The sequence below is a fragment of the Xanthomonas campestris pv. badrii genome (assembly GCF_012848175.1).
Classification (GTDB): Bacteria; Pseudomonadota; Gammaproteobacteria; order Xanthomonadales; family Xanthomonadaceae; genus Xanthomonas; species Xanthomonas campestris_C.
In genome coordinates this window covers 2515645-2538440 of record NZ_CP051651.1, presented here as the reverse complement: position 1 = coordinate 2538440, position 22796 = coordinate 2515645, and the positions used below count along the sequence as shown (strand labels likewise).

Here is a 22796-nt window from a genome sequence, read left to right as displayed (position 1 = left end):
CCCCCCACAGTTTAGCCGAAGCCAGAAGTGGAATTTTCTCGTACGCTTTTCTGAGGAGGTTCCATGAAGACATCCCGTTTCACCGACAGTCAGATCATCGCCGTCCTCAACCAGGCCGAGGCCGGCACGTCGGTGCCGGAGCTATGCCGGGAACACGGCATTAGCTCAGCAACGTTCTATAGGTGGCGCAGCAAGTTTGGCGGCTTGGATGCGTCGCTGATGTCCCAGCTCAAGGAGTTGCAGGACGAGAACCGGCGCCTGAAAAAGATGTACGCCGAATCGCAAATGACTGCCGAAGTCCTTCGTGAGGCGCTGGCAAAAAAATGGTGAGGCCATCTCAACGCAGGGAGATCGCCCGATGGGCCGTGGCGAACAAAACAATGAGCATCCGGCACGGAGGCAGCGTATACGTCTGGAAGTCCAAGTGCGGAGGCATGGAAGCCGCTGATGTGCAACGCCTTCATGATCTGGACGCCGAGCACAGCAACCTCAAACGCGGATAAGCCGAACTTGCGTGGAGACTCATGCCCTGAAATATGTCATTGCAAAAAGCTGTAGACCTGGGGCGTAAGCGCCGCTTCTTGCCAGGCTGATCGAGCAGCATGGTTGGCGCGGGCGCTGGGCCTGTTCGGTAGTTCGCGTGGCTTGCTCGATAGCACGCTTAGCGATGAATACGTATGCACGCGCGCGCCCGATGCGCGTTGCGCGGCTAGGCTAACGCCCTTGGCTGGCGGCCGTGTTGGACGCCCGCAGTGGCTCGGGAGGGGCGTGCATGTTGCAGACACCATGGTGGCGCGGGGCCGTCATCTATCAGATCTATCCGCGGAGTTTTCTGGATTCCAATGGCGATGGGGTGGGCGATCTGCCCGGCATCATCGCCAAGCTCGACTACATTGCCGGGTTAGGTGTGGATGCGATCTGGATCTCGCCGTTCTTCAAGTCGCCGATGGCCGATTTCGGCTATGACATCGCGGACTATCGGGCGGTGGATCCGCTGTTCGGCACGCTGGAGGATTTCGATCGCCTGCTCGACAAGGCGCACGCGCTCGGGCTGAAGGTGATGATCGACCAGGTGCTGAGCCATACCTCGATCGAACATGCGTGGTTCCAGGAAAGCCGGCAGGACAAGACCAACGCGAAGGCGGACTGGTACGTCTGGGCCGACCCGCGCGAGGACGGCACGCCGCCCAATAATTGGCTGTCGCTCTTCGGTGGGGTGGCGTGGCAGTGGGAGCCGCGGCGCGAGCAGTACTACCTGCATAACTTTTTGGTGGACCAGCCGGATCTCAATTTCCACAACGCCGATGTGCAGCAGGCGACCCTGGACAATGTGCGGTTCTGGCTGGACCGCGGGGTGGATGGCTTCCGCCTGGATGCGATCAACTTCTGCTTCCACGATGCGCAGCTGCGCGACAACCCGGCCAAGCCGGCGGACAAGCGGGTGGGGCGTGGCTTCAGTGCGGACAATCCGTACGCGTACCAGTACCACTACTTCAACAACACGCAGCCGGAGAATCTGCCGTTCCTGGAGCGCCTGCGCGCGTTGCTCGATCGCTACCCGAATGCGGTGAGCCTGGGCGAGATTTCTTCGGAAGATTCGTTGGCGACCACGGCCGAGTACACCGCAAAGGGCCGTCTGCACATGGGCTACAGCTTCGAGCTGTTGGTGCAGGATTACAGCGCTGCCTACATCCGTGAGACGGTCAGCCGGCTTGAGGCGACCATGCTGGAAGGCTGGCCGTGCTGGGCGATTTCCAATCACGATGTGGTGCGTGCGGTGACGCGTTGGGGTGGCGAAGATGCGTCGCCCGCATTTGCACGGATGGTGGTGGCGCTGCTGTGTTCGCTGCGTGGTTCGGTCTGCCTGTATCAGGGCGAGGAGCTTGGGCTGGGCGAGGCGGATGTGGCCTTCGAGGATCTGCAGGATCCATATGGCATCACGTTCTGGCCAACCTTCAAGGGGCGCGACGGGTGCCGCACGCCGATGCCGTGGACCGATGCGCCGTCGGCGGGGTTCACCAGTGGCAAGCCGTGGCTGCCGTTGGCCGAGCCGCATCGCCTGGCGGCAGTAAGTGTGCAGCAGAGCGATGCGCAGTCGGTGTTGAACGCGGTGCGTGCGTTTCTTGCCTGGCGCAAGCGCATGCCGGCCTTGTGCGAAGGAACGATCACGTTTTACGACACCGCCGAGCCGGTGCTGATGTTCCGGCGTGAGCATGCAGGCCAGATGATGCTGTTGGCCTTCAATTTGTCGTCCGATGTTGCCGAGCTTGTGCTGCCTGAAGGCGCGTGGGGACAGATCGATCTTCCGGGGGTGGAGCGGGGCGTGATCGAGGATGGACGCGTGAGCTTGCCTGGGCACGCGGTGGTGTGCGCTATGAGCGAGGGCTGATAGCACCGCTTTACGGGCGGGTATTCCGTGATCGAGTGAGACAGGCGAGGCATTCCATTGGGGTGCCTCGCTTTTTTTGTATGCGGTGTCAGTTACCAATCAGTGCTTACCCCAGTCGCTGTGCCCGGCAAGCGACTCAATATGTGTCACATGCTTGGCGCTGTTGCAGGAAACGGCAATGCATGTGCGCCGGCCCGATCCAGCTGGAGGAGCCGATTGCCTGATGAAGCTGAGTGCGATCGCGACGTCGTCAATCGACGCTCTGGCTCGCGTGTCACGGCATCTGATGCGAATGGGAGCGTCGAAAAGTCAGGTGGGTATGTGGCTCTCATCGCCCGGTCCCCTCGATTGAAAGTGGCTGACAGAACGTAGCGAGCAGTCGTCAATTGGTATGAATGGGACACTCTGAATTGGAGTGCACGAGCGGCACATGTCCCTTTCGAGCTCCGGTATCGCCCGCCTGGCCGCTGCGCGGTCGTGTTGCTAGCTGCTCTTGTGGTGATCGTGTTTACCCAAATGGCGGTGGTGCTTATTCAAAAAAGAAAAGCCGCCGGGTGTTTAACCGGCGGCTTCCGAGTAGGCAACATCTTGAGATTCTGGAGCAGGGCGCTTTGGGTCGCATTGCGCGGATTGGAGAGCAGCCCCTCTAAAAATCTAGGGAATTACGAAAGCAATACACTTGGAGCTGATGGTGTTTCCCTGAACCCCGTACCCTCACCCCAACCCCTCTCCCGGGGGGAGAGGGGCTATAGGGCCGCTCTTTGTTGCTGCAGCAGATCAGAACTTGTAGTTCACACCCAGCACGAAGGTGCGGCCCCATTCGATGTATTCGAGCGGGCGATCCTTGGACTCTGCATAGGTGCGATACGGCGAGTTGCTGAGGTTGCTGGCCTGCAGCAGCAGGGTCAGGCCGGACAGGCTGCTTCCTTCGCTGAAGTTGTAGCTGATCTGCGCGTCGGTGATGTTTTCGCCGACCACGTAGCGCAAGGTGCGGTTGCCGTTGAAGTTGCCGATCTCGCCGATGAAGTCCGAGCGGCGGCGTTGGCTCACGCGTGCCTCGAAGCCCTTGTGCTCGTAGTAGGCAGTGAGGTTGTAGACGCGTTCGGACAGGCCGGGCAGGCTGATTTCGCCATCGCCCACGCTGGAGGCGCTTTCTGGGTCGCGAATCTTGACGTCGCTGTCGTTGAAGGTGGCACTGGCCTGGATGCCGAAGCCTTCCAACGGGGCGAACAGCAGGTCCAGCGGTAACGAGGCGGTGAGTTCAACGCCGCGCAGCGTGCCGCCCTTGCCGTTGAACGGTGCGCTGAAGGTGCCGGTGGTCAGGACCGGTGCGGAGCCCGGCGGCGGCACGTAGCCGGCGACCAACGCCGAGAAATCGTAGTTGTCGCGGCTCTGGGTGTAGATATAGCTCTTGAGGTCCTTGTAGAAGAACGCTGCCGCCACGTAGGCGCGATCGGCGAAGTACTTCTCATAGGAGATGTCCAGGGCGTTGGCACGCCACGGGTCGAGCATGGGATTGCCGCCACTGGCGCCTGGGCGGCCGGTGGAGGTGTCCACGCCGAACTCCAGCGAGGCGCGGAGCTGATCCACACGCGGGCGCGCCACCTGCTTGGCCATCGCAAACCGCAGCGTCTGCTCGTACGGGAACTGGAACGCCAAATTCAGGCTGGGCAGCCAGTCGCGATATTTCCTGCCATCGTCGATGGGACGCACTTCGCTGCCGGCCGGCTGCGAGGCATCCCAGTAATTGGCCTGCGAGGACTGGTCGGCGCTCTGCAGCTGCACGCCGATGTTGCCGCGCACGCCCACTTCGCCCCATTCGGTATTGATGTTGGCGCGCAGCCAGGCGGTGGTGATCTTTTCTTCGACCGTCCAGGCCTTGGAGACCAGGAACGAGGCGTCGTCGCTGGGATTGAACAGCATGTAGCGCAAGACGGTGGCCGGCACATTCCAGGCGGGCAGGGAGCCGAGGCCGGCAAAGCCGAGATTGACCGGAGCGTATTGCAGGTCCGCCGCCACCGTGGCTTCGCCCTGCGCGCCCAGCGTGATGTTGCCTTCCGGCTGGGTCTTCTGCTTTTCGCGATTGGCGTAGTTGACGCCCACGTCCAGATCGGAAAACCAGCTCAATGCCTCGGGCATGGGAAAGCTGGCCTGCAGGCGCGCGCCCTTCAGCACGTCTTCCACGCGCGGCACTTTGCCATAGCCGGAGCCGTAGATGGTGTTGGTGAGGAACAGCTCGTCCGGATTGGAATAATTCATGCCCGGCGTAATCTGCGAAAAGCCATTGCCGACGACCGACACGCCCACCGTGTCCAGCTGCGGCATGGGAGCGCGCTGGAGATTGTTCTCCAGGTTCAACTCGTCACGGGTTGCCTTGGAGTAGTTCAGGTCGGCGATGATCTTGACGGCGCCGGCCGAGATTTCGTTGTTCCAGCCGAAGGCGTCGATCTTGTCTTCGCGCTTGTTGTACATGCCGCGCACCAGCGGATAGACACCACTGGCGGTTCCGCCGATGAAGCTGCCGTTGTCGTTGACCCGCACATCGGTGATGTTCAGGCCCGGCGTGTAGCCACCGTTGTAGTTGCTCAGGTTGAGCTCGAACTGGTTGGCGGTATCGATCTGCTCGGCTTCGGTGTGGAAGGCATCGAGCGTGCTGGTCCAGGCGTTGGACGGGCGGTACTGCAGCGTGGCCATGACACCGTCGCGCTTCTGGTTGCCGGTGCGGCGCAAGGCCTTGATGCCATCGGAGAAGTACACGCCATCGGCAACGCCGGGGCGCTGGCGCTGTGCGTTGACCGCCTGCCAGGGTTCGTACAAACCCACCTGGTTTTCCTGGATCGGCATGTCGGTATGCGCGTAGCCGATGGTCAGGCCGATGGTGCGGTCGGCGAACTGGTCGATGTAGCTGACGTTGAAGCGGTTGCCGTAGGGGTCGACATTGGCCGCCTTGCCCAGCGAATTGCGCTGGTAGCGGCCGCCGATGGCGATCACGCGCTCGTTGTAGCTGAGCGGGCGTGCGGTCTGCATGTCCACCGTGCCCGACAGGCCCTGTCCGACCAGGCCGGCATCGGGCGTCTTGTAGACGGTGACGCTGCTGACCAGTTCGGACGGATATTGGTCGAATTCCACGCTGCGGTTGTCGCCGGTGCTGACCACTTCGCGGCCATTGAGCAGGGTGGTGGAGAAGTCTGGCGACAGTCCGCGCACGCTGATCACCTGCGCGCGGCCGGCTACGCGCTGGGCAGCCAGGCCGGGCAGGCGCGCCAGCGATTCGGCGATGCTCACGTCCGGCAGGCGGCCGATGTCTTCGGCGGAAATGGCTTCCACGATCGAGGTGGAATCACGCTTGACCGAAATGGCGCCTTCGATCGCGCGGCGCAGGCCGGTGACCTGGACCTTGTCCAACTCGGTGACCTCGCCGGCGGCCGGCTCGGACGCGGTCTGTGCGGTGGTGGTGGTTTGCGCAGGCGTTGCCGATTGCGCGGCTGCCAACGTCGGTGCCATGGCAACGGCCAGGGCGATACTCAGCGCGGAGCGCTTGTGCTTCAACATTTTCCCCTCCCAGGTACATGTTGTTCTTTTGAATTTTGATCCGGCAGATGCCTGGATATGCTGCGTCGTGCGTCATGCAAGGCGTCGCGACTGCAACGTATGGTAGACATCGCGCCTGCGTGCAAACGGCCGCTGCATACGTATTCAACCGCCACGATGGCGATGAAATCGATTCCATGCGCGGCTTTCGGTCACGCCGTGTGGCTTGCTGCGGGTGGCCGGGCGACTGAAATGCTTCGTCCGCAGCGGCGCGGTGCCGCGATGGCATGCAATCGTTGGCGGCGGCCCTGCATGCGGGCCGTCGCAATGGTGTCGCTCAACGTGCGCCACCCACCGGCACGAAGCGGATCGCCTGCCCGCCGCCCGGTGCCAACCGCAGCTCCAGGGTGTCGCTGCTGCTGACCTGGCGCTCTTCGCGCACGAAGGCGAACGGGTTGCTCAGGTAATCAGCGCCATCGCCGTCGCGATAGATCTGCGCGGTATAGCGCACGCCCGGCTCGAGAAAGCCCAGCGGCACCTGCAGCAGACGACCGTGTACGTCGGTGATGCTGCCCAGGAACCACTCGCGGCTGTGCCGGTCCTTGCGCGCGATGGTGACGTAGTCGCCCACCTCGCCATTCAATGCGCGGGTCTGGTCCCAATCCACCGCCACATCCTCGATGAAGCGGAACGCATCGCGGTGCTGCAGATAGTGCTCGGGCAGGTCGGCCGCCATCTGGATCGGGCTGTACAGCGTTACGTACAGCGCGAGCTGGCGGGCGAGCGTGCTGGGAATTGCCTGGCCGTTGCGGCCTTTCAGGCTCACGATGCCCGGCGTGTAATCCATCGGCCCGGCCAATAGTCGCGTAAACACCAGGTTGACCTCGTGTTCGGGTGGGTTGGGTGGCTGGCCCCAGGCGTTGTATTCCATGCCGCGCGCGCCTTCGCGCGAAATCCAGTTGGGATAGGTGCGGCGCAGGCCGGTGTCCTTGATCGGCTCATGTGCGTTGACGGCGATATGCCGCTCCGCTGCTTCGCGCACCACGCGCAGGTGATGGCGTGCCATCCACTGGCCGTCGTGCCACTCGCGCAGCGGCGCGCCGCCGGCCGGATTGCGTCGCTCCACCTGGCCGTCGTCGCAGACATAGCCGGTCTTGACCGAATCCACGCCGAAACGTGCATAGAGGTCCATCGCTTCGGCGATCTGGTCTTCGTAATGGTCCACTGCGCACCCCGTTTCATGATGGCCGATCAGATGCACGCCCTTGCCGGCAGCGTACTTGCTCAATGCGGGCAGATCGAAATCCGGCGTGGGTTGGGTGAAGTCGAAGCTGCCGCCATTGCCGAACCATTCTCCGTTCCAACCCGGATTCCAGCCTTCCACCAGCACGCCGCGAAAGCCGTGCGCTGCGGCGAAATCGATGTAGCGCCGGGTCGTGGCCGTGGTTGCCGCGTGCTTGGGGCCGGTGGCCCAGGTCTGCTGGTTGAGATGCATCGACCACCACACCCCGACATACTTGGACGGCTTGACCCAGTCCACATTGCCCAGCGCATTGGGCGCGTTGAGGTTGAGGATCAGGTTCGATTCCACCAGGCCGGTGGCCTGATCCGCAATCTGCAGCGTGCGCCACGGTGTATCGAAGGGCAGGGTACGACGCACCTTCCAGCCTTCGGCCGCCGGCGACAATTGCGCGCGCAGGCGCTGGTCATCGGTGCGGCGCAGCCACATGCCGGCGTAATCCACCAGCGCCGCTTCGTGCAACGCGATATGCAACCCGCTGTCGGTACGTAGCGTGAGCGGTGTGTGCGCCAGGGTGAGTTGATTCAGGGGCGTGCGGTTGTAGAGATACTCGTAATGGATCGGTTCGCCCGCCGGAATCCACCATGCATCGGCGTGCTGGGCAATGGCGAATTCGGTGAGTTCGTCGTCGATGATCGCTTCGCGCAGGCCGGCTTGTTCGGGAAAGTGATAGCGCAGGCCAAGCCCGTCGTCGTAGACGCGAAAGACGACCTCGAAGCTGCGCTGCGCACCGTCACGCTCGCCCAGGCGAACACGCAATTCGTTGTAGTGATTGCGGACCAGGCGGGTTTCGCCCCACGGCTGCTCCCAGGTGTCGTCATGGCTCTGGCGTGCTTGCGACAGCACCACCAGTCCGCGGTCCAGGCGCCCATCGCGCAGAGTGAAACCCAGCCGTGAACGCTGCAGCACCGGCTGACCCAGGCGTTGCACGCGGTAGTACGGGGTGCCGCCATCCAGCTCTAGGCTCACTTGCAGGATCTTGCCGGGCGAGGCGACATCGATCGTGGTGACCTCGGCATGCAGCATTGGCGCCACGCTCGCGATGCAGGCGAGCAACAGCAGGCGCGCGATCCAGCGCGCGCCCAGCGTCGAGCGTGCTCGACATGAAGACAGCGGCATATCCCCTCCCAAGGTGGCCGTTGCGTAAGCGACGACTATGCAGCGCGACGCCGGCACCGGACCATGCTGCGTACCGGTGTCGGCCATGAATACGTATGCAGGAGTGCGGAACGGCAAGGTGCGCGTCTACCATGGCGCCACGGCACCTGGGAGGGTCCGCGACCGTGGCGCAGTTCTGCCACGCACCACAACGCGTGCAACGAGGGAGGAAGGCCGACGGCGCAAGCCGTTTCGCCGCTTCGATGCTGAAGATGATCTGCATGGCTGCAACGCTGGGCGTTGCGGCAAGCTCGCCGGCAGTGGCCGATGAGCTGGAATTTCAGGGGCGCCGCGCACAGGCGCAGGCGCTGGCCGATGGCGGTTTCGTGTTGCGATGGCCGCAGGGCGAGCGCCGCATTGCGGCGCAGCCGATGCGTACGCACACCGCCAGCCCGATGTTCGATGCCTTGTTCGCGCTGGCGCAGCAGGAGATGGCCGACGACCGCGTGGATGCGATCCGCGATCCGGCCTTCAATGCCGGCAAGCCAGTGCCGTGCACCTGCTTCGAGACCGGCGAGCGCTGGCCATACGTGTGGACGCGCGATGTCAGTTTCGCCGCCGATCTGGCGCTGGCGCGGCTGGAGCCGCAGCGCACACGTAATTCCCTGCGCTTCAAGCTCTCCACCGCGCGCGATGGCCGCACGCCCGGCTTGTTCGTGGCGCAGGACACCGGCTCCGGTGGCAGCTGGCCGATCAGCAGCGACCGGGTGGTGTGGTTCCTGGCCGCGCGCGGTCTGCTGGACGACAAGCCGTTTGCCGACGAGGTGTGGCAGGCGCTGCAGTCCACGCTCGCGCAGGATCGCGATGCGGTGTTCGATGCGCAGATCGGCCTCTACCGCGGCGAAACATCGTTTCTGGACTGGCGCGAGCAGACCTATCCGGATTGGACGCGCGAGGACGTGCGCTTCATCGCCGAGTCGCTTGCGCTGTCGACCAACGTGTTGCATTACCAGGCGCTGCGCCTGGCCGAACAGATGGCGCGCCAGCGCGGCGATGCGCGTGCCGCCCAGTATGCGCAATGGGCCGATGCGTTGCGGCAGGCGATCGATGCGCGCTTCTGGGATGCGCCCCGCCAGCAGTATGTGAGCTACCTGGGCAATGCCGCGCATCCGGTGCGCTATGCCAAGGTCGACCTGCTTGGTTTGTCGCTGGGCGTGCTGGCCGAGGTGTTTCCGGCCGAACGCGCTCGCGTGGCGCTGCGCAATTACCCGGTCGTGGCCGGTGGCAGCCCGGTGGTGTGGCCACAGGAGGCCGCGCAACCGATCTACCACAACCGCGCCATCTGGCCGTTCGTCAGCGCCTATGCCTTGCGCGCATCGCGTGCGCTGGACGATGCGCCGCGCATCGCGCTGGAGTTGCAGTCGTTGATGCGCGGCAGCGCGCTGGCCGGCTCCAACATGGAGAACTACGACATGCAGCGCCTGGCGGTGCACGTGGAAGAGGGCGCGCGCAGCGGCCCGGTGGTGAATTCCCCGCGTCAGCTGTGGTCGGTGGCGGGGTATCTGTCGGCGGTGCTGGAAGGCGTGTTCGGCCTGTCCGCCGATGGCAGCGTCACCCCAAAGTTGCCACGCAGCCTGGTGCTGCTGTTGTTCGGTGCACGCCAACAGATCGTGCTGGAGCAGGGCGCGCGGCGGTACGTGCTGCAGCGTCCTGCCGACGACCAGGGCGAGTTGCTGGTGGCTGGGCGTGTCGAGCAACAGGGCCAGACCACACAGGTGCAGCTGGTCGGGCGCAAGGCCGACATGACGGCGCCACCGCAACCGGCGCAGGTGTTTGCGCCGGCAACGCCGACGCCGCCCGAGGTGCAGGAGCATGCCAATCGGTATCGGGTTGCGATTCCGGCCGGCACGACGCTGTACATGGACGGCCGGGCGCTGGATGCCGCCGAGCATTACGCATTGCCCGACGATGGGCTGCAGCATGTGGTCAGCCTCACCCGGCGCGTGGATGGCCTGGAGTCACTGCACAGTGCGTCGCTGACGCTCGGCCCATCGCAGACCTTGCCCGGCAGCCAGACCTGGGCATGGCAAGCCGCATCCACGGGGCGGCATCGCGTGTCGCTGCGATATCGCAACGCCAATGGCCCGATCAATACCGGCGTCACTGCTGCGGTGAAGCGGCTGGTGCTGGATTGCCCGGGCAGGCCGCCGCAATCGCGGGTGATCGTGATGCCGCATAGCGTGGGCGAGCAGTTGTCCACACAGGTGGGCTTCGATGCCGTGGCAGGGCAGGCCTGCGTTTTCCGTTTGGAAGACGGCTTCAACATGAGCGCCCTGGCGCATTTTGCCCAGTACACCGGTGGCCGTGGCGGTCGGGACGGTGTGGTCAACGCGGCGCAGGTGAGTGCATTGATGATCGGGCCGGCAGGCGACACGGAGGCCGCGCCATGACCGCAAAGCCACGCCTGAGTTTCTGGCAGATCTGGAACATGTGCTTCGGCTTTCTCGGCATCCAGTTCGGGTTTGCGCTGCAGAACGCCAATGCCAGCCGCATCTTCCAGACCCTGGGCGCGCAGGTGGACGACGTGCCGGGGCTGTGGATCGCCGCGCCGCTGACCGGGCTGATCGTGCAGCCCATCATCGGCTATCTGTCAGACCGCACCTGGACCTCCTGGGGCCGTCGGCGCCCGTATTTCATGGTGGGCGCGGTGTTCACCACGTTGGCGTTGCTGGTGATGCCCAACGCACCGCTGCTGTGGATCGCTGCCGGCACGCTATGGGTGCTGGATGCCTCGATCAATATTTCGATGGAGCCGTTCCGTGCCCTGGTCGGCGACCAGCTACCGCCGGCGCAGCGGCCCACCGGCTACGCGATGCAGAGCTTTTTCATCGGCATCGGCGCGATCGTCGCCAGCTTCCTGCCCTGGCTGCTGGCTCAATGGGGCGTGGCCAATACTGCGCCCGCGGGGCAGCTGCCCGACAGCGTGCGGTATGCGTTCTATCTGGGCGCGGCGGTGCTGTTCCTGTCGATCGGCTGGACAGTGCTGCGCACACGCGAATACAGCCCGCGCCAGCTGGCTGCCTTCGACGACGCGCATCCACCTGCTGCGACCGCAGCGATGGCCGGCCTGTTGCCGCCGCCCGCTGCCAGTGCAGTGTGGTGCGGCGCGGGTGCGCTGCTGGCTATCGCCATCGCCTGGCACCAGGGCGACCGCATGCTCTACGTGCTGGCAGGTCTGTGCATCGCCTACGGCGCACTGCTGGCGCTGGCGCGGGTACTGCCGGCGGGCAGCATGCTGGTGGCGATCGTGCAGGATGTGCGCAGCATGCCGATCACCATGCGGCGGCTGGCCTGGGTGCAGTTCTTCTCCTGGTTCGCCCTGTTCGCAATGTGGATCTACACCACTGCCGCGGTGACCCAGGTGCATTTCGGCACCACCGATACCGCATCGGCGGCCTATAACGACGGGGCCAACTGGGTGGGCGTGCTGTTCGGTGCCTACAACGGTTTCGCGGCGCTGGCGGCCCTGGTCATCCCCCTGCTGGTCCGCGCGATCGGGCTGCGCTGGAGCCATCTGTGCAACCTGTGGCTGGGCGCAGCCGGCCTGTTGTCGATGGTGGTGATCCGCGACCCGCACTGGTTGCTGCTGTCGATGCTCGGCGTCGGCTTTGCCTGGGCCTCGATCCTGTCGCTGCCGTACGCCTTGCTGTCCGACAGCGTGCCTGCCGCCAAGATGGGCGTGTACATGGGCATTTTCAATTTTTTCATCGTGATTCCGCAGCTGGTCGCTGCCAGTGCGCTGGGCTTCGTGCTCCGTGCGTGGCTGGGCGGCCAGCCGATCCATGCATTGGCCATCGGCGGGCTCAGCCTGTTGGTCGCCGGCGTCTGCGTGGTGCGGGTTCCAGTCGCCTCGGGAGGGCAGTGATGCGTCGTGCGATGTGTGTGGCGTTGACGATGTACGCAGGCGTGACGTTCGCGGCACCTGCGGCGAAGGAATACTACGGCACCCTGGAGCCATTCGCCGCCGATGCGGTGTACTTCGTGGTCACCGACCGCTTCGTCAATGGCGATACCGGCAACGACCAGCGCGAGCAGGGCGGTGCGCATCGCAGCTTCAATGTACCCACGCCCTGCGCCGATGGCAGCGACGACAACATCGGCTACCTGGGTGGCGACTTCAAGGGCATCGTCGATCATGCCGACTACATTCGCGACCTGGGGTTTGGCGCGGTGTGGATCACGCCCATTGTCGACAACCCCGATCAGGCGTTCACCGGCGGCAAGCCGATCACCTGCGGCAGCACGCTCAGTGATCACGGCAAGACCGGCTACCACGGCTACTGGGGCGTCAACTTCTACAAGTTGGACGAACACCTGCCCAGCCCGGGCCTGGATTTCGCTGGTTTTACCCGCGCCATGCACGCCAACCACCTGAAAGTGGTGCTGGATATCGTGGGCAACCACGGTTCGCCGGCCTATACCATGCCGGAAGCGCAACCCGGCTTCGGCAAACTCTACGATGCCCAGGGGCACCTGGTCGCCGACCACCAGAATCTTCCGCCTGCGCAGCTGGATCCACAGCACAACCCATTGCATGCCTTCTACAACACCGGCGGCGGGCTGGCGGAACTGTCCGATCTCAACGAGAACAATCCGGCCGTGCTCGACTACCTGGCCGGTGCGTATCTGCAATGGATGGAGCAGGGCGCCGATGCCTTCCGCATCGACACCATCGGCTGGATGCCGGATCGCTTCTGGCATGCCTTCGTGGCGCGCATTCGCGAAAAACGCCCGGGATTTTTCATGTTCGGCGAAGCCTTCGATTACGACGCCGACAAGATCGCCGGACATACCTGGGCGCGCAACGCCGGTGTCAGCGTGCTGGATTTTCCGTTGAAGCAGCAGCTGTCAGCAGTCTTCGGTCGTGAACAGGCGGGCTTTGAAAAACTCGCCAAGCCATTGTTCCTGCGCCAGGGGCCGTATGCGAATCCCTACGAGCTGATGAGCTTCTACGACAATCACGACATGGCGCGGCTGGATGCCAGCGACACCGGCTTTATCGACGCGCACAACTGGCTATTCACCGCGCGCGGCATTCCGGTGATCTATTACGGCTCGGAAACCGGCTTCATGCGTGGGCGCGCCGAACACGCCGGCAATCGCAATTATTTCGGTGAGGAGCGTATCCGTACGGCGCCGCAAAGCCCGATCTTTGCGCCGTTGCAGCGCATTGCACGCCTGCGCCGCGAGACCCCGGCCTTGCAGCGCGGCGTGCAGGTCGATATCAGCCTGCGCGGTCGGCAGGCCGCGTTTTTGCGCGTGTATCAGCATGCCGGTACGACCCAGACCGCCCTGGTGCTGCTCAACAAGGGCGATGCAGCCACCAGTATCGAGGTCGATCGCTTCCTGCAACCCGGCCTCTGGCGCGATGCGGTCAGTGGCGAACACCTGCAGGCGCAGGGGCGGCTGCTCGCGCAGGTCCCGGCGCATGGCGTGCGCGTGCTGCTCTCGGACGCGCCGGTTACCGATCCCGCATTGCGCAGGCAACTCGACGCGCAGATGGCCGAACAAGCCGCCCGCGACGCACGCAATAGGTAGGCGCGCACCCGGGCGTTCCCGGGAACGCCCCGTCGCGCCCGGGTGCGCGCCTACGAAGCATTCAATGGCCGCGACGAGATTTGCAGCCCGCCACGCATGCATTGGCGTATCTTCTTTGGATACGCCGATCACCGAGCAAGCTGCGCGCGACCCTCGCAACCGGTAGGAGCGCGCTGGCGCGCGATGGGGCGTCACCAGTAGTGCTTCATCGCGCGCCAGCGCGCTCCTACAACGGGTTCGGCAGATCGCGATCGATCCTGCAGCCGGCCATGCATGCTCTAACGATTTCCGATTTCCGATTTCCGATTTCCGATTTCCGATTCTCAGCGCCCAGCAACTCCGCTGGCCGCCTGTCCGCAGATCGCGTCACCGGACTCCGTTGCCGGCGACGGCGTCCAGCCCAGCGGCGGCTGCAGCCCGCTGCTGCGCGAGGAATCGCGCAATGCCAGGCGCACCGGAATCGTGCGGCTCTGCGCCGCTTCGCCGCGGATCAGCGCCACCAGGCTTTCCACCAGCAGCGTGCCGGCCTGCTTGGTGTCCTGCTGCACCGTGGACAAGGCCGGCGCCACCGAGGCGGCCAGTGCGATATCGTCGAAGCCGCTGACTGCCACGTCCTGCGGCACGCGCAGGCCGCGCTCGCGCAGGGCGCGCATCGCGCCGATGGCGATCAGGTCGCTGGCCGCGCACACCGCATCGAATGCCTTGCCGCTGTCCAGCAGCGCCAGGCATGCAGCGTGACCGGACGACTCGGTGGTGATCGCATCGAACTGCAGCGCCGCGTCGGCAACCAGATCCTGTTGCGCCAGCGCGGCGACGTGGCCGCGGTAACGTTCCTCGAATTCGGGGTAATGATTGGAGGCATGTCCCAGGAAGGCGATGCGTCTGCAGCCCTGCGCCAACAGGTGCTCGGTGATGTCCAGCCCGCCCTGGTAGTTGTCGCTGCCGATGGAGATGCCCGGCTGGCCCGGCAGCGCCGCGCCCCAGCGCACGAAATGCGTGCCTTGTTCCACCAGCAGCTGCAGCCGCTGGCGCGACTGCTGGTAATCGCCGTAGCCCAGCAGGATGATGCCGTCGGCCTTGTTGCTGTCTTCGTAGTCGGCCTGCCAATCCTTGGACAGCTGCTGGAACGACACCAGCAGGTCGTAGCCCTGCAGCGCGCAGGCGCGGGTGATCGAGCCCAGCATCGCGTGGAAGAACGGGTTGATCAGCGAATCGTCCGCGGTGGGGTCTTCGAAGAACAGCAGCGCCAGCGTGCCGGCATTGCGCAGCCGCAACGAGGAGGCGTTCTTGTCGACCTTGTAATTCAACTCGCGGGCGATGCGCAGGATGCGCTTGCGGGTTTCCTCGTTGACCATCGGGCTGCCGCGCAAGGCGCGCGACACGGTCGGCTGCGACACGCCGGCCAGGTAGGCGATATCCAGCGAGGTGGCTTTACCCTTGATGGTCATGGTCGGCAGCGGCAGGACAGTGGCCGGCATCATGCCATGCGCCCGCCGGCCCCGTGCCGGCCCGCCCGGAGGCCGCCTGATTGGTTTACCATTCACGCCCAAGACCCCTTGCGAGAAGGTGGCCCGCGCCTTAGCGCCGGCCGAGCGTGCGACATGAGCACTACCACCGCCCACCGCTGATCCCGACCGGCGCCCGTGTCCCTGGCGCCCGCGACGCGGTCTTGCGCATGACCTTTCCCGCTTCTCCCCGAGCCTGCCCAGCAATGGTCAGGCCTTCAATGGCAGCCGCCGGCTGCAGCCAGACCAGACCTCATTCTTGCCCATGATCAACATCACGCTCCCCGACGGCAGCCGCCGCGAATTCGAATCCCCCGTCTCGGTGATGCAGGTCGCCCAGTCGATCGGCGCCGGCCTGGCCAAGGCCACCATCGCCGGCCAGGTCGATGGCCAGCTGGTCGACGCCAGCGACGTCATCGACCACGACGCCAGCCTGCGCATCATCACCGCCAAGGATGCCGAAGGCGTGGAAATCATCCGCCACTCCTGCGCCCACCTGGTCGGCCACGCGGTCAAGCAGCTGTATCCCGAAGTCAAGATGGTGATCGGCCCGGTCATCGCCGAAGGCTTCTATTACGACATCTACAGCGAGCGCCCGTTCACGCCCGAAGACATGGCCGCGATCGAGCAGCGCATGCAGGAACTGATCGCGCAGGACTACGACGTGATCAAGAAGGTCACCCCGCGCGCCGAGGTGATCGAGGTGTTCGCCCAGCGCGGTGAGGAGTACAAGCTGCGCCTGATCGAGGACATGTCCGAGGACATCACCGCGATGGGCCTGTACTACCACCAGGAATACGTGGACATGTGCCGGGGCCCGCATGTACCGAACACGCGCTTCCTCAAGGCGTTCAAGCTGACCCGCATCTCCGGCGCCTACTGGCGCGGCGATGCCAAGAACGAGCAGTTGCAGCGTATCTACGGCACCGCCTGGGCCGACAAGAAACAGCTCGATGCCTACATCCTGCGCATGGAAGAAGCCGACAAGCGCGACCACCGCCGCATCGGCAAGGCGCAGGACCTGTTCCACCTGCAGGAAGAAGCGCCCGGCCTGGTGTTCTGGCACCCCAAGGGCTGGTCGCTGTGGCAGGTGGTCGAGCAGTACATGCGCAAGGTCTACCGCGACAGCGGCTACGGCGAAGTGCGCTGCCCGCAGATCCTGGACGTGTCACTGTGGCAGAAATCCGGCCACTGGGACAACTACCAGGACGCGATGTTCTTCACCGAGTCGGAAAAGCGCACCTACGCGGTCAAGCCGATGAACTGCCCCGGCCACGTGCAGGTGTTCAACCAGGGCCTGCACAGCTACCGCGACCTGCCGATTCGCTACGGCGAGTTCGGCGCCTGCCACCGCAACGAGCCCTCGGGCGCGCTGCACGGCATCCTGCGCGTGCGCGGCTTCACCCAGGACGACGGGCACGTGTTCTGCCTGGAATCGCAGATCGAGTCCGAAGTCACCGCCTTCCACCAGCAGGCGCTGGCGGTGTACACCGCGTTCGGCTTCGACGACATCCAGATCAAGATCGCGCTGCGCCCGGAAAAGCGCTTGGGCGACGATGCCACCTGGGACAAGGCCGAAGCTGCGCTGCGCAGCGCGCTGGGCGTGTGCGGGGTGCAGTGGCAGGAGCTGCCGGGCGAGGGCGCCTTCTATGGCCCCAAGATCGAGTACCACCTCAAGGACGCCATCGGCCGTACCTGGCAGCTGGGCACCATGCAGGTCGACTTCATGATGCCCGGTCGCCTGGGCGCCGAGTACGTGGACGAAAACAGCCAGAAGAAGCATCCGGTGATGCTGCACCGGGCCATCGTCGGTTCGATGGAGCGTTTCATCGGTATCCTGATCGAGCACCATGCCGGCGCCTTCCCGTCCTGGCTGGCTCCGGTCCAGGTCGTTGTCGCCAACATCACCGACGCTCAGGCCGAATATGTCGACTCGGTTCGGAAAACCCTTGCAAATCAAGGCTTCCGTGTCAGCGCCGATTTGCGTAACGAGAAGATCGGTTATAAGATTCGCGAGCATACGCTGCAACGCGTGCCCTATCTGCTGGTGGTCGGCGACCGCGAGAAGGAAAATGGCGCGGTTGCCGTGCGGACGCGATCGGGAGAGGACCTTGGAACCATGACGGTTTCGGCCTTCATCGAGCGTCTGCAGGCAGAGCAGGCAGCGTGAGCCAACCCCGGCCGGTCTGGATGATCCGGATGCGCCGGTTCGATTCCCCTGGGAGATTGCAATATCAGTACCCCTGACAACAAACAGAACCGCAAGAACCAAGAAATCCGTGTGCCGCGCGTCCGCGTGATCGGCAGCGACGGAGAGATGGTCGGCGTGTTGTCGCGCGACGAAGCGCTCGCCAAGGCCGAGGAAGAAGGCCTGGATCTTGTCGAAATCCAGCCGCAGGCCGATCCGCCGGTCTGCAAGATCATGGACTTCGGCAAGTTCAAGTTCGAGCAGCAGAAGAAGGCCAACGAGGCCAAGAAGAAGACCAAGCAGGTCGAGATCAAGGAACTCAAGTTCCGCCCGGTGACCGACGAGGGCGACTACCAGATCAAGCTGCGCAACATGCGCCGTTTTCTGGAAGAGGGCGACAAGGTCAAGGTCAACATCCGCTTCCGTGGCCGTGAAATGAGCCACCAGGAGCTGGGCCGCGAGATGGCGGCCCGGATCGAGGCCGATCTGGGCGACGACATCGTCATCGAATCCCGTCCGCGCCTGGAAGGGCGTCAGATGGTCATGATGATCGCGCCGAAGAAGAAGATCTGACCCGCTGCCGCGGCGGCCCCGACCGGGCCGGCCGCGGCGAGCATGGCTCGATTTGCAAGAATTCCCGGCAACGGGTAGACTGCGCGGCCCGGTTTTGCCGGGGCGCCGCGCAAGCGGCACCAGGACCTGTCCGGATCGTGTTCGATCAAGGACTTACAAGCAGGCAAGGGCAAGGATGGAAAGCGTGGTCGCAGGACTGCCGCCCGTGTCAGTGACAAAACACCATCAAGGACATTGCAATGCCCAAGATCAAGACCAACCGGGCGGCGGCCAAGCGTTTCCGCAAGACCGCCTCCGGCAAGTACAAGTGCGGCCACGCAAACCGTAGCCACATCCTCACGAAGAAAGCGACCAAGCGCAAGCGCAACCTGCGGCAGACGAACCACGTCCGTGCCGAGGACGCTGGCCGTCTCGATCGTATGCTTCCCTACCTCTGAGGACTGACCCATGGCACGAGTAAAGCGTGGCGTACAGGCGCGTCGCCGCCACAAGAAAATCCTGACCCTGGCGAAGGGTTACTACAACGCTCGCCGCAAGGTCTTCCGCGTTGCCAAGCAGGCAGTCATCAAGGCACAGCAGTACGCCTACATTGGCCGCAAGCAGAAGAAGCGTAATTTCCGTTCGCTGTGGATCACCCGCATCAATGCGGCTGCCCGCATCAACGGCTTGAGCTACAGCCGTTTCATGAACGGCCTGCTCAAGGCTGGCATCACCCTGGACCGCAAGGTGCTGGCTGATATCGCCGTGCACGACGCCGCCGGCTTTGCCGCGCTGGCCGAGAAGGCAAAGGGCGCGCTGGCGGCGTAAATGCAGGTCCCTCTGCAAGAGCCCGCACGCCGTATGTGCGAGTCCCTCGCAGGAGCCCGCACATCCATGTGCGGACTGCTTAGAAAGCGGGTCATCGGATGTAGTCACACTTGGTGTGCATGCCTTCGGTGAGATGAGACGCAGAGATGCAGGGGGAAGGGCGCGAGTCCTTCCCCTTTTGCGTTTTTGCGGAGCCACCAAGTGGGTGATGGCAGGTTGGTCCAGTGACAATGCGTTCCGGTGCATCCGGAAACACCGTTCGGCTAGCAGTTGAGGCGCAAGTGCAATGAGTGAGATTCAATCCCTGACCGAGCGCGCGCTGGCCGATGTCGCCGCCGCGCAGACGCCGGACCAACTGGAAGCATTGCGGGTCGCCTTGCTGGGCAAGAGCGGCAGCATCACCGCCCAGCTCAAGCAGCTCGGCACGCTGCCGGCCGATCAGCGAAAGGCCGCTGGCGAAGCGATCAACCTGTCGCGCGATGCGCTGACCGCGGCGTTGTCCGAGCGCAAGCACACGCTGGAAAACGCCGCGCTGGACGCACGTCTGGCCGGGGAGCGGATCGATGTCACCTTGCCGGGGCGTCGCAGCGAACGCGGTGGATTGCACCCGGTTACGCGCACGCTCGAGCGCATCGTCGAGATCTTTGCGCGCTTGGGCTATGAGTTGTCCGACGGCCCGGAAATCGAGGACGACTGGCACAACTTCGAAGCGCTGAACTTCCCGCCGCACCATCCGGCGCGCGCGATGCACGACACGTTCTATTTCGGCGACGGCCGCCTGTTGCGGACCCACACCTCCGGTGTGCAGGTGCGCTACATGGACGCACACACGCCGCCGCTGCGCATGATCGCCGCCGGCAAGGTGTATCGCTCCGATTCGGACCAGACCCACTCGCCGATGTTCCATCAGGTGGAGGGGCTGCTGGTGGACGAACATTCCACCTTCGCCGATCTCAAGGGCACCTTGTCCGAGTTCGTGCGCGCCTTCTTCGAGCGCGATTTCGAAATGCGTTTCCGTCCCAGCTATTTCCCGTTCGTGGAGCCGGGTGCGGAAGTGGACATCGCCTGGCAGCAGCCCGATGGCAGCACACGCTGGCTGGAAGTGCTGGGCTGCGGCATGGTGCACCCGAACGTGCTGCGCAGCGTCGGCATCGACCCGGAGCGCTACACCGGCTTCGCCTTCGGCCTGGGCGTGGAGCGCTTTGCGATGCTGCGCTACGGCGTCAACGACCTGCGCGCCTTCTTCGAAAACGATGTGCGTTTTCTCAGGCAGTTTGCCTGACGGCAGGGAATCGGGATTCGGGAATCGGGAATCGTAAGAGCCGTACGCTCTGTCGATTCCTTTCCGGACGCCTGGTAACCCCGCTTTTGCGATTCCCCACTCCCCATTCCCGATTCCCGGTTCTCCATGAAATTCTCAGAAAATTGGCTGCGTAGCCACGTTCCTATCCAGGCCAGCCGCGAGGAGTTGGCTGCGACGCTGACGGCGATCGGTCTGGAGGTGGAAGAGGTGACGCCGTTGGGCGAGTCGCTGGGCCAGGTGGTGGTGGCACGAATCGTCGAAGCGGTGCGGCATCCGGAGGCTGACCGCCTGCAGGTCTGCAGTGTCGATGCCGGGCAGGGCGAGTTGCTGCAGATCGTGTGCGGCGCACCCAATGCGCGTGCAGGCCTGGTGGCGCCGTTGGCGCTGGTCGGTGCGCAGATCGGCGAGCTGACCATCGCCGCGGCCAAGCTGCGTGGCGTGCCCTCCAACGGCATGTTGTGCTCGGCCAGGGAACTGGGCCTGGACAACGATGCCTCCGGCCTGTTCGAACTACCGGACGATGCGCCGGTGGGTCAGGCGCTGGCCGAGTATCTCGGCCTGCCCGACGCCAGCATCGAGATCAAGCTCACTCCCAATCGCGCCGATTGCTTCAGCGTGCGCGGCATTGCCTTCGATGTGGCGGCTGCTTGCGCCAGCGAAGTGGTGGCCTTCGACGCGGCTGCCGTTGCGCCAGTGTCCACGCGGACGCTGGCGGTGGAATTGGACGCCGGCAACGAGGCCCCGCGCTATTGCGGGCGCGTGATCGAAGGCATCGATCCGGCTGCGACCACGCCGGTCTGGCTGGCCGAGCGCCTGCGTCGCAGTGGTGTGCGCCCGGTGTCGTTGCTGGTGGACATCACCCAGTACGTGATGCTGGAACTGGGCCAGCCGATGCACGCCTTCGACCTGGACACCTTGCAGGGGCCGATCGGCGTGCGCCGTTCGCGCGCCGGCGAGCAGCTGGCGCTGCTGGATGGGCGTCAGGTCACGTTGGACGATTCTTTTCTGACCATCACCGATGCCGGCCGTCCGGTGGCGCTGGCCGGGTTGATGGGCGGGCTGGACACGCGGGTCACCGAGACCACCCGCAACGTGTTCCTGGAATCGGCGTATTTCGATCCGGCCGCGATCATGGGACGTGGTCGCAAGCTCGGCCTGCACACCGATGCCGGCCATCGCTTCGAGCGTGGGGTGGACCCGGCGCTGGCGCCGCAGGCCATCGAAGTGGCCACGCGCCTGGTGCTGGATCTGGCCGGCGGTACGCCGGGCCCGGTGGTGCATGCCCAGTTGCCGCAGCATCTGCCGCAGGCCACACCGATCGTATTGCGCCGCGCGCGGATCGCACGCGTGCTCGGTATCCAGATCGACGATGCGGAGGTGGTGCGCATCCTGAGCGCGCTCGGCATGCAGCTCGAGGCCGTGGCCGAGGGCTGGCAGGTGATGGCGCCGAGCCGTCGCTTCGACATCGCCATCGAGGAAGATCTGATCGAAGAGCTGGCGCGCATCCATGGCTATGACCGGGTGCCGACCACGCTGCCCGGCGGTGCCAGCCGGATCGCGATGCCGAGCGAGACCCAGCTGGACGAGCTCACCGTGCGCCGCCAGCTGGTGGCGCGCGAACTGCAGGAGACCATCAATTACGCCTTCGTCGATGCCGACCTGCTGCAGCGGTGGCAGCTCAGCGAAGGATTGGTGCCGCTGGCCAACCCGCTCAGCGCGGAGCTGGCCATCATGCGTCCGCGCCTGCTGCCGGGCCTGGTGGCGACCCTGGGCCGCAACGCGGCGCGCCAGGCCGGGCGCGTCCGCCTGTTCGAGCTGGGCAAGGTGTTTGCCGCTGCCGCCGATGCGGGCATGGCGCCGCGCGAAGCCCAGCACGTTGCCGCTGCAGTGTGCGGCGATGCGCTGGCGCTGCAATGGGGCGAGCCGGCACGCAAGGTGGACTTCCATGATGTGAAGGGCGACCTGCTGGCGCTGGCCGCGGCCAGTGGTGCGGTGCTGGAGTTCCGTCCGTCGGCACAGCCGTTCGGGCATCCGGGCCGTTCGGCTGACATCCATCGCGACGGGGTGTGTATCGGCTGGATCGGGCAGGTGCATCCGCGCCTGGCCAAGGCGATGGACATCGACGTGGACGTGGTGGCGTTCGAGTTGGAGCTTGCACCGCTGGTGCAGCGCGCCTTGCCGCGTGCCGGCGAGCTGTCGCGCTTCCCCTCGGTGCGCCGCGACCTGGCCTTCCTGGTGCCGGAGCAGGTGAGTTGGGCGTCGCTGTCGGCCAGCGTGCAGACGGCGGTCGGTCCGTTGCTGCGCGAGGTGCAGTTGTTCGACCGCTATGTCGGGCAGGGGGTCGAGCCAGGTTTCAAGAGTCTGGCTATGGGCTTGATTTTGCAGGATAACTCGCGCACTCTCACCGACCGGGACGTGGATGCGGTCGTGACCGATGTGGTGGCGGTGGTCGAGCGCGAGCACCGCGCCCGGATCCGGAGTTGAGGCGGTAACCAGGGGATTGG

13 protein-coding genes, 1 other RNA gene and 1 pseudogene are annotated in these 22796 nt (G+C 64.7%); 11 read left to right on the top strand and 4 right to left on the bottom strand.

Annotation, left to right across the window (positions count from 1 at the left end; all coding sequences use genetic code 11):
• Positions 1-63: 63 nt before the first annotated feature.
• A pseudogene (locus HG421_RS10670) lies at positions 64-428 on the top strand (transposase); the annotation flags it as partial.
• Between the two features lie 344 nt (positions 429-772).
• Positions 773-2389 carry an alpha-glucosidase gene (locus tag HG421_RS10660; protein ID WP_169706361.1) on the top strand — a complete coding sequence of 539 codons (1617 nt, stop codon included), beginning with the start codon at positions 773-775 and terminating at the stop codon, positions 2387-2389.
• 356 nt (positions 2390-2745) lie between these two features.
• Here the strand turns inward: HG421_RS10660 and HG421_RS10655 are convergent.
• The 3 genes from HG421_RS10655 to HG421_RS10645 all read right to left on the bottom strand — a co-directional run bounded on the left by HG421_RS10655 (position 2746) and on the right by HG421_RS10645 (position 8339).
• Positions 2746-2821, bottom strand: a non-coding RNA gene (locus HG421_RS10655) — sX9 sRNA.
• Positions 2822-3166: 345 nt separating this feature from the next.
• Positions 3167-5941: a TonB-dependent receptor gene (locus HG421_RS10650; protein WP_169706360.1), complete on the bottom strand. Its 2775-nt coding sequence runs from the start codon at positions 5939-5941 to the stop codon at positions 3167-3169.
• Between the two features lie 316 nt (positions 5942-6257).
• Positions 6258-8339: a glycoside hydrolase family 97 protein gene (locus HG421_RS10645; RefSeq protein ID WP_169706359.1), complete on the bottom strand. Its 2082-nt coding sequence runs from the start codon at positions 8337-8339 to the stop codon at positions 6258-6260.
• 242 nt (positions 8340-8581) lie between these two features.
• On the opposite strand from HG421_RS10645, the gene HG421_RS10640 reads away from it, so the two are divergent.
• From HG421_RS10640 to HG421_RS10630, 3 genes are read left to right on the top strand one after another with little or no spacing between them, the layout of a single operon-like run.
• Entirely contained in the window at positions 8582-10768 is a 2187-nt protein-coding gene (locus HG421_RS10640; protein WP_169706358.1) for a Six-hairpin glycosidase-like protein, read from the top strand.
• Positions 10765-12243 carry an MFS transporter gene (locus HG421_RS10635; protein ID WP_169706357.1) on the top strand — a complete coding sequence of 493 codons (1479 nt, stop codon included), beginning with the start codon at positions 10765-10767 and terminating at the stop codon, positions 12241-12243. Before HG421_RS10640 ends, HG421_RS10635 begins: the two co-directional genes overlap by 4 nt.
• Positions 12243-13916: an alpha-amylase family glycosyl hydrolase gene (locus HG421_RS10630; protein WP_169706356.1), complete on the top strand. Its 1674-nt coding sequence runs from the start codon at positions 12243-12245 to the stop codon at positions 13914-13916. The genes HG421_RS10635 and HG421_RS10630 overlap by 1 nt, the downstream gene beginning before the upstream one ends.
• A 323-nt stretch (positions 13917-14239) precedes the next feature.
• On the opposite strand, the gene HG421_RS10625 is transcribed toward HG421_RS10630, so the two are convergent.
• A complete protein-coding gene (locus HG421_RS10625; RefSeq protein WP_169708153.1) occupies positions 14240-15364 on the bottom strand; it encodes a LacI family DNA-binding transcriptional regulator in 1125 nt (374 codons plus the stop codon).
• Between the two features lie 322 nt (positions 15365-15686).
• Here HG421_RS10625 and thrS point away from each other — a divergent pair, with 322 nt between their 5' ends.
• The 6 genes from thrS to pheT all read left to right on the top strand — a co-directional run bounded on the left by thrS (position 15687) and on the right by pheT (position 22776).
• Entirely contained in the window at positions 15687-17591 is a 1905-nt protein-coding gene (gene thrS / locus HG421_RS10620) for a threonine--tRNA ligase (protein ID WP_169706355.1), read from the top strand.
• A gap of 48 nt (positions 17592-17639) precedes the next feature.
• Positions 17640-18182: a translation initiation factor IF-3 gene (gene infC / locus HG421_RS10615; protein WP_082861869.1), complete on the top strand. Its 543-nt coding sequence runs from the start codon at positions 17640-17642 to the stop codon at positions 18180-18182.
• 239 nt (positions 18183-18421) lie between these two features.
• On the top strand, positions 18422-18619 hold the full coding sequence (gene rpmI, locus HG421_RS10610; protein WP_002811096.1) for a 50S ribosomal protein L35: 198 nt from the start codon (positions 18422-18424) through the stop codon (positions 18617-18619).
• A gap of 10 nt (positions 18620-18629) precedes the next feature.
• Positions 18630-18989 (top strand): 50S ribosomal protein L20, encoded by a 360-nt coding sequence (gene rplT, locus HG421_RS10605; protein ID WP_003484828.1) that lies wholly within the window; start codon positions 18630-18632, stop codon positions 18987-18989.
• Between the two features lie 286 nt (positions 18990-19275).
• A complete protein-coding gene (locus tag HG421_RS10600; protein ID WP_169706354.1) occupies positions 19276-20271 on the top strand; it encodes a phenylalanine--tRNA ligase subunit alpha in 996 nt (331 codons plus the stop codon).
• Between the two features lie 126 nt (positions 20272-20397).
• Positions 20398-22776 (top strand): phenylalanine--tRNA ligase subunit beta, encoded by a 2379-nt coding sequence (gene pheT, locus HG421_RS10595; RefSeq protein WP_169706353.1) that lies wholly within the window; start codon positions 20398-20400, stop codon positions 22774-22776.
• The last annotated feature ends 20 nt before the right edge of the window (positions 22777-22796 follow it).

What these genes read in the sequence shown, in the direction of transcription:
- HG421_RS10660 (WP_169706361.1), top strand. Translation starts at nt 773, where the DNA reads ATGTTGCAGACACCATGGTGGCGCGGGGCCGTCATCTATCAGATCTAT.
- HG421_RS10650 (WP_169706360.1), bottom strand. Translation starts at nt 5,941, where the DNA reads ATGTTGAAGCACAAGCGCTCCGCGCTGAGTATCGCCCTGGCCGTTGCC.
- HG421_RS10645 (WP_169706359.1), bottom strand. Translation starts at nt 8,339, where the DNA reads ATGCCGCTGTCTTCATGTCGAGCACGCTCGACGCTGGGCGCGCGCTGG.
- HG421_RS10640 (WP_169706358.1), top strand. Translation starts at nt 8,582, where the DNA reads ATGCTGAAGATGATCTGCATGGCTGCAACGCTGGGCGTTGCGGCAAGC.
- HG421_RS10635 (WP_169706357.1), top strand. Translation starts at nt 10,765, where the DNA reads ATGACCGCAAAGCCACGCCTGAGTTTCTGGCAGATCTGGAACATGTGC.
- HG421_RS10630 (WP_169706356.1), top strand. Translation starts at nt 12,243, where the DNA reads ATGCGTCGTGCGATGTGTGTGGCGTTGACGATGTACGCAGGCGTGACG.
- HG421_RS10625 (WP_169708153.1), bottom strand. Translation starts at nt 15,364, where the DNA reads ATGACCATCAAGGGTAAAGCCACCTCGCTGGATATCGCCTACCTGGCC.
- thrS (WP_169706355.1), top strand. Translation starts at nt 15,687, where the DNA reads ATGATCAACATCACGCTCCCCGACGGCAGCCGCCGCGAATTCGAATCC.
- rpmI (WP_002811096.1), top strand. Translation starts at nt 18,422, where the DNA reads ATGCCCAAGATCAAGACCAACCGGGCGGCGGCCAAGCGTTTCCGCAAG.
- rplT (WP_003484828.1), top strand. Translation starts at nt 18,630, where the DNA reads ATGGCACGAGTAAAGCGTGGCGTACAGGCGCGTCGCCGCCACAAGAAA.
- HG421_RS10600 (WP_169706354.1), top strand. Translation starts at nt 19,276, where the DNA reads ATGAGTGAGATTCAATCCCTGACCGAGCGCGCGCTGGCCGATGTCGCC.
- pheT (WP_169706353.1), top strand. Translation starts at nt 20,398, where the DNA reads ATGAAATTCTCAGAAAATTGGCTGCGTAGCCACGTTCCTATCCAGGCC.